The organism is Candidatus Omnitrophota bacterium (genome assembly GCA_040755155.1).
Lineage (GTDB): Bacteria > Hinthialibacterota > Hinthialibacteria > Hinthialibacterales > Hinthialibacteraceae > JBFMBP01.
Genome location: JBFMBP010000027.1, coordinates 46,073 through 52,161 on the forward strand (window position 1 = coordinate 46,073; position 6,089 = coordinate 52,161).

Below are 6,089 nucleotides of genomic sequence, written 5' to 3' on the forward strand. Positions count from 1 at the left end.
ATGAATGCGGAATGATGAGTGAACCCCGCTATAAAGCGAATTGGGAGATTCTCTCTCGATTATGTCCGGATTTATGCTCAAAAATTGCGGCGGGCGCGATTCCAGAAGGTTCGCTTTCCATCGAATTTCATGAAAGCAAAAGCGGAGCGGCTACAGCCTGCGTTACGGGATGCGGCCGCCCGCGGTTTTTGCACAGCCGCTACGATCCCGTCAACGAAGCGCGGCGCTGGGCGGCGGGATTGCCGGCTTGCCAGGATTCCGTCGTACTGTTTCTAGGCTGGGGATTGGGTTATCACGCCTTAGAATGGATGCGCTTGCATGGGGGGGAGATGCAGGCCGTCGTCATCGCCGAGCCGGAGCTTGCGCTGTTTCTCCATTCGCTGCAATGCGCCGATCTGCGCCCGCTGGCTCAAGCGGCGCGAGTAGAAATCGTTCTTGGCGAATCAGGCGGCGCTCTTTATCAGGCGCTGCTGCGCCAAATGGAATTTATTCTCACCGGCGGTTTTTATGTTATCTCTGCGCCATTCGCGGATATCTACCCGCCGGAATTCTTGCATACGCTGCGAGGGGAAATGCAGCGGCTTATGTACGCCAAGGAAGTGATGCTGCGGCACATGGCGGAGATGGGCGGCCTCTGCCAGCGCAACATCATCCGCAACCTGCCCGCCGCCGCCCGCAGCTGGCTGCCCCGCGACGTGAAGAACCTGGCGCGTAAGCAGCCCGCCGTCATTATCGCCGCCGGACCGTCGTTAGACCGCAACATCGCTCTTTTGCCGTCGGCGCAAGGCAAAGCCTGGCTGTTCGCCGTCGATACCAGCTTGAGCATATTGCAGCAGAGAGGCGTCTCTTGCCAGATCGTGGTTACTAAAGACCCGACGGAGCGCAATCTGCTCCATTTTCAAGGCGTCGATTTATCGCATCCGCCCGTCCTCGCCTTCGATCCCCAGATCGATCCCGCGATTCCGGCGATGTTTCCCGGCGCCTTTCTTATGATGCCCAACCGCAATCATGCGTTGCATTCGCATATTAAAGGATTGGAACTAACGCCGGACGATCTCTTGCCGCTGAGTACGAACGTGGCGTTGGCGGCGTTCAATCTCGCCGTTTGCATGGGCTGCGAACCGATTATTTTCGTTGGCCTCGATCTTTGCTTCGCCGTTGGGGAAGGCTCGTCGCACGCCTCCGGTTCCGCCTTGGTTTCGGAGACGAATTATTCACCGCAGGATGGAAGTTTATTCTATCGGCGCGGCGAAGCTTGCGACGCTGTGGAGGCTATCGAAGTGGAAGGAATCGACGGCGCGCTATATCCAACGACGTCCACGTTCTACGAAGCATTGAGGTTATTGGAATCGTTGATCGCCCAATCGGGAGTTCATTGCGTCGACGCTTCGGAAGGAGGGGCGAAGATCGCCGGGATGGAGATCATGACGCTGGCGCAAGCGTTGGATCGTTATTGCATCCAACCTATCGACGATTCCGTTTTATACGCTCTTCCTAGACCTCAACGCGATGCCGCCGCTATCCGCCGCTGCCTCTCCGCCATCGCCGATCATATCGAACATTGCGGCGAAACCGCCCGGCAAGCGTTGGAATGTTTACATAAGAACGATCTCTCATCCATTCCTTCATTTCGAATTGAAATTGAAAAGGATTATCGCCTCTACCAAGAGTTGCAGAGCGCCTTGGAAAGGATCATGGTGGAAGCCGCTCATCCCGGTTTTTGGAGATGGGAATCGTTAGCCGAACAAGAAGCCATTGCGCGATGCCGGTGGTATTTTACGGAAATCGAAATGGCGGGTAAAGTTTATGCGCCGATGGTTCGGGAAGCGATGAAAATAGTGATGAATGAGGAGTGATGAATGATGAATGGCGGCCAAGGGCGAAGTTTTACGCCCTTGGCCTCCCTCATTGAATTGGTGAGTAAAGATTGAAATTTGATGGAGGATACGTTGATTCAGCAAAAACCTTAAATCACATATTATTAACCAGTTCCCAGCGTTGTTGGGCTTGGTTGATTTCGCGGGGCTTGGCGCCTAGGGCTTTGGCTATGGATGCGGCCATAACGCGGTTGCCTCTTGGATTCATGTGGACTCCGTCGGTAGTCATTAGGTTTTCTTGGTCCAGTTTCTTTCGATACCAATCCTCGAAAATTTTATTCAAATCGCATAGGACGATCTTTTTCTCTTTAGCCAATTGGCGTAGAAATTCGTTATAGGGGCGCAGGGTTTCGTTTTCCTTGCTTGTGTGGTTTTCTAAGATGGGAGTAGCGGTGAGGAGGAGTACTTTGGCCCCCGCTTTTTGACAGCGGTCGATCATTTCGATCATGTTTTTCTTGTAATCGGGCAGGAGAACGCCTTGGAGTTGTGGATTGAATTGATGCCATACGTCGTTGACTCCGCAGGAGATGCTGACCCAGGTTGGCTTATGGTCGAGAACGTCTTTTTGCAGGCGTTCGAGCATTTGGTTGGATTTATGGCCGCTGATTCCCGCGTTGACGGTTTTGACTTCGTAACCGTTCACGTCGCAAAATAATTTAAAAAGCGTGACGTAGCCTTCCGGACCGCCGCCCGCCTGCGTGATGCTGTCGCCCAGAAAGACGATGGAATCGCCGTCTTTCAACAGGAAGCCATTCATTTGCGCCGCCGCTCCCCACGCCAGGGCGCCTATGCCTAAGAACAATAATAACAGATAGTTGGAATTCATTCTTTCATCACCTCGCCGTTTTTTTTTCGATAAACGCATTTCGAGGATGAGTATAAAACAGAATATGATGATTAGGCAATGGATTGTTCAAGGGCGGAAAACTCTGCCCTTGCCGCCCGTCTTGGGAAATGACGAGTAATGAATTCGGGGAAAAGAAAACGCAGGAGATAAAAAGGGCGGGAGGGCGCTGGGGGGGACATGATTGATGGGATCATGTAACATTTTGTGTGACGTTTTTGAATCGTCATGATATAATGATGTTCGAAAGCAGGCAGATGCGTTTCTAAGTTGTTATTCTTGTGCTATTTGTCGTTGGACCCCTGCAACGGCGTAGGCTCGCGGCCATTCTTATTTCGATCGGCTGGCGGGAGTTACGAGACGGCGGGCGCGATGTTATGATGTAAACCTGATAACTTCTTCTCCTATGTTGTTGAATTGCGCCCGGAATACGTTAATTCGCCATATGAAAACAGGGAACGTTACAATCCCAAAACTTTAGAGACGTGATGGATGCGCATCGAGTTCGCCTGTGCGGGCGATGCGATTTCGCGATGAAAAGTTAAAATACGCTCGTTTTTTCGAGCCGCGATATTGTAAGTACGTAATAAAGGCGAAAATGCGATCCCGCGCCGATGGTTAATGGAAAAACAAGAAATTTCTTCCAAGCGGTTATCCGCTGGCAGAAAAGGGAATACAAGGCGGCCATCATGAAAGATCAAAGACTAACCGGACGCGATGCGAATCGCCGATTGGCCTCAGGATTTACGATGGTGGAAATCCTGATCGTGATCGGGATTATCGGCATCCTGGCGGCGATCGGCTCGGTGGGATACGTGAAGCAATTGAACCAAAGCCGCGTCGATTCCGCCGTATCGTATATCAATGCGAAATTGCAGCAGGCGCGGCAGATGGCCATCGCCATACGCCAGATCCGGCGGGTGGCCATCGATGCAGGCGCGTTCGACACAGAGTCGAAAAATTGGCGTACCCGGCGGGCGACGATCTGGATCGAAGGAAAAGTCTGCCAGGAATATCTTTTCAGCGATCCGGCGCAATGCGAGAATCCATTGAAGCGGGCCAGCGCCTCTACGGTGCCCAACGCCTACGAGATCGGCGATCCCGATTCGCTTCCGGATGGAGTGTCCATCGCGGATGTGGACGGCCTGATACCGGGCGACGGCGGCAATGCGGAAATTTTCTATATCGAATTCAATCCCCGCGGCGCGGTGAGCAAAGTGTATTTTCAAGGAAAAGAAGCGGAAACGAATTACAACGAAATCGCGCCCGTCATTCACCTGACCCGCGACAACGAAACGTTTGCCATCGAAGGAGAAAGCGGGGATTACGAATGGGCGTTGAGCCAGGCGGGTTCCGCCGCCATTTTGTTCGATGGTGGCGACGACCAGAACGAACGGTATAAAATCCAAACGGTGGAAGTGGTCCGATTGACGGGAAAGACGCGATTTTACGATTTCGCCGTGATGAATCCGTGGCCGCTCGACGAACCGGAAGAAACGAAATAAGCGGGCGGCGGAGCCGGGAGGACGTCATGAATATAAAACAATCGATTCCTGGCCTGAATCGGGCGAAAAGGAACGAAGGATTTACATTGCTGGAAGTCATCATCGCCGCCGCCATTTTGGGCTTGGGGCTGTTGTCGATCGTGAAGGTGTTTCCTTACGGCATTGAGGCGGCCCGCCGGGCGGAGGATTTGACGCAGGCGACGCTGCTGGCGCAGGACCTTTTCGAGGGGATGAAGAGCGATCCCATCAATTTCCCACTGCTGCCCGGCGCCAGTTCCGTATTGATTCCCATGCCGGGCAACGGATACGACGACGATACCAATAACGAGATGTTCAACGCCGACAGGGGGCGGGTGCGGAACAATCCTTACGATCTGAACAACAACGGCAAGCCGGACGTGGATTTCGACGGACTGCCGGAAAAGGACGGCGCGGGATTGCGGACGAATCCGCCCAATGGAATCGACGACGACGGCGACGGCGCAGGGGACGATAATGGCGACAGTTTCAGCTATTCCCGCTCTTCGACGATGATGCGGCGGGCGTTCGCCCATCTGCGATCCGGCGCGTTGGACGGAGATTATTATTACGATCCCGAACCCAATATCGATGAGGAGATTGGCAACGGAAAAGACGACGATGGCGACGGATTGATCGACGAGGATTGCCGTTTGGCGTCGGTGAGAATTTCGCGGACGAACGTTCTTTTGCCTCTGCTGGCGGGAGACGGAATGGATAACGATGGCGATGGAGAAGATAACGACGACGATCCGCGAACGCCCGCCATTGCCGATGGGATCGATAATGACGGCGATGGAATGATTGACGAAGGCATCGACGAAGAGATTTGGGACGGTTTCGATAACGATAAGGATGGTTTGATCGACGAAGACTGTCAAAACGCCCGCTTTCCGTTCAGCCCTTCCCTATTCCCGGCCCCGTTCAGCCGCTATTCCTGGCAGATTTTCGTAGGCCGCATTCCCAACAATGGCCGTTATGGAATCGAAGACGTCAACGGAGACGGCTCGCCGGATTTGGGGGATGGCATCGACAACGACGGCGATGGCCTGGTCGATGAAGAATTGCCGGACGGCTTGGATTTGGATTACCCGATCGCGTCCAATCGGCGGCAGGGGATGACCTACTTGAAGAACTACGCCGGATTGCCCCAGTCTGACGGATTGGTGGACGAAGATTGCATCGCGGCGCCGCTTCCGAATTGGCGCAGAGTGGATATCGTCATCTCCTGGGGAGGCGATGGCGAGGATAACGATGGAGATTCCGCCAAGGCGCGCGTCGATCCCCAATCCACCTACCAATTAGGCGATACTCTCGATCAGAGAAACCGGCGTATGACGCAGCGGATTTCCTATGGCGCGGTATCGTGGGGAATCGACGAAGAGAAACTAGACGGCATCGATAACGATTTCGACGGCGAGATCGATGAAGACTGCTATAAATTCGAATTCAAATTGACGGGATTCATCAATCTGGAGAATCCATCCCAATCCTTCACCATGACCAGCGGCCAACCGCGAGGTTTGGCAATCAGTTCCCGCGAGTGATTTGAAATGATGAGTGATGAATGATGAATGATGAACTCATGTTGCGCAAATCCATTCCCTCGCCCTCTGGGAGAGGGTTAGGGTGAGGGATTTTAACTTGTAGGGTGGGCTCAAAGTGAAGCGTAGCCCACCAATCCCTTGTGGCAGGGCGGCATGGATGGGTGGCAAGGGCAAGCTTGTTTTTGCCCTTGAATTAAACAAATAAAGTTGATTAGGGATGGATCGAACGAAGCAGCTCATCCACGCAAGACGAGGAACGACGAGCAAAGCGCAAGGATCGGCGAGAGGAAAGAAGGTT

At 53.4% G+C, this 6,089-nt stretch carries 4 protein-coding genes; 3 read left to right on the top strand and 1 reads right to left on the bottom strand.

The features are described from left to right. Positions 1 to 11: 11 nt before the first annotated feature. Positions 12 to 1,856: a 6-hydroxymethylpterin diphosphokinase MptE-like protein gene (locus tag AB1656_02775; protein ID MEW6234287.1), complete on the top strand. Its 1,845-nt coding sequence runs from the start codon at positions 12 to 14 to the stop codon at positions 1,854 to 1,856. Positions 1,857 to 1,971: 115 nt separating this feature from the next. On the opposite strand, the gene AB1656_02780 is transcribed toward AB1656_02775, so the two are convergent. Next, positions 1,972 to 2,703, bottom strand: coding sequence for an SGNH/GDSL hydrolase family protein (locus AB1656_02780; protein MEW6234288.1), 732 nt, complete (start codon positions 2,701 to 2,703; stop codon positions 1,972 to 1,974). Positions 2,704 to 3,410: 707 nt separating this feature from the next. Between AB1656_02780 and AB1656_02785 the strand changes: the two genes are divergently transcribed. After that, positions 3,411 to 4,226 carry a prepilin-type N-terminal cleavage/methylation domain-containing protein gene (locus tag AB1656_02785; GenBank protein ID MEW6234289.1) on the top strand — a complete coding sequence of 272 codons (816 nt, stop codon included), beginning with the start codon at positions 3,411 to 3,413 and terminating at the stop codon, positions 4,224 to 4,226. A 26-nt stretch (positions 4,227 to 4,252) separates the two neighbouring features. Then, positions 4,253 to 5,791: a type II secretion system protein gene (locus AB1656_02790; protein MEW6234290.1), complete on the top strand. Its 1,539-nt coding sequence runs from the start codon at positions 4,253 to 4,255 to the stop codon at positions 5,789 to 5,791. Positions 5,792 to 6,089 lie beyond the last annotated feature (298 nt).

Excerpts from the sequence above, each read along its gene's own strand:
- AB1656_02790 (MEW6234290.1), top strand. The coding sequence starts at position 4,253 with ATGAATATAAAACAATCGATTCCTGGCCTGAATCGGGCGAAAAGGAAC.
- AB1656_02775 (MEW6234287.1), top strand. The coding sequence starts at position 12 with ATGATGAGTGAACCCCGCTATAAAGCGAATTGGGAGATTCTCTCTCGA.
- AB1656_02785 (MEW6234289.1), top strand. The coding sequence starts at position 3,411 with ATGAAAGATCAAAGACTAACCGGACGCGATGCGAATCGCCGATTGGCC.
- AB1656_02780 (MEW6234288.1), bottom strand. The coding sequence starts at position 2,703 with ATGAATTCCAACTATCTGTTATTATTGTTCTTAGGCATAGGCGCCCTG.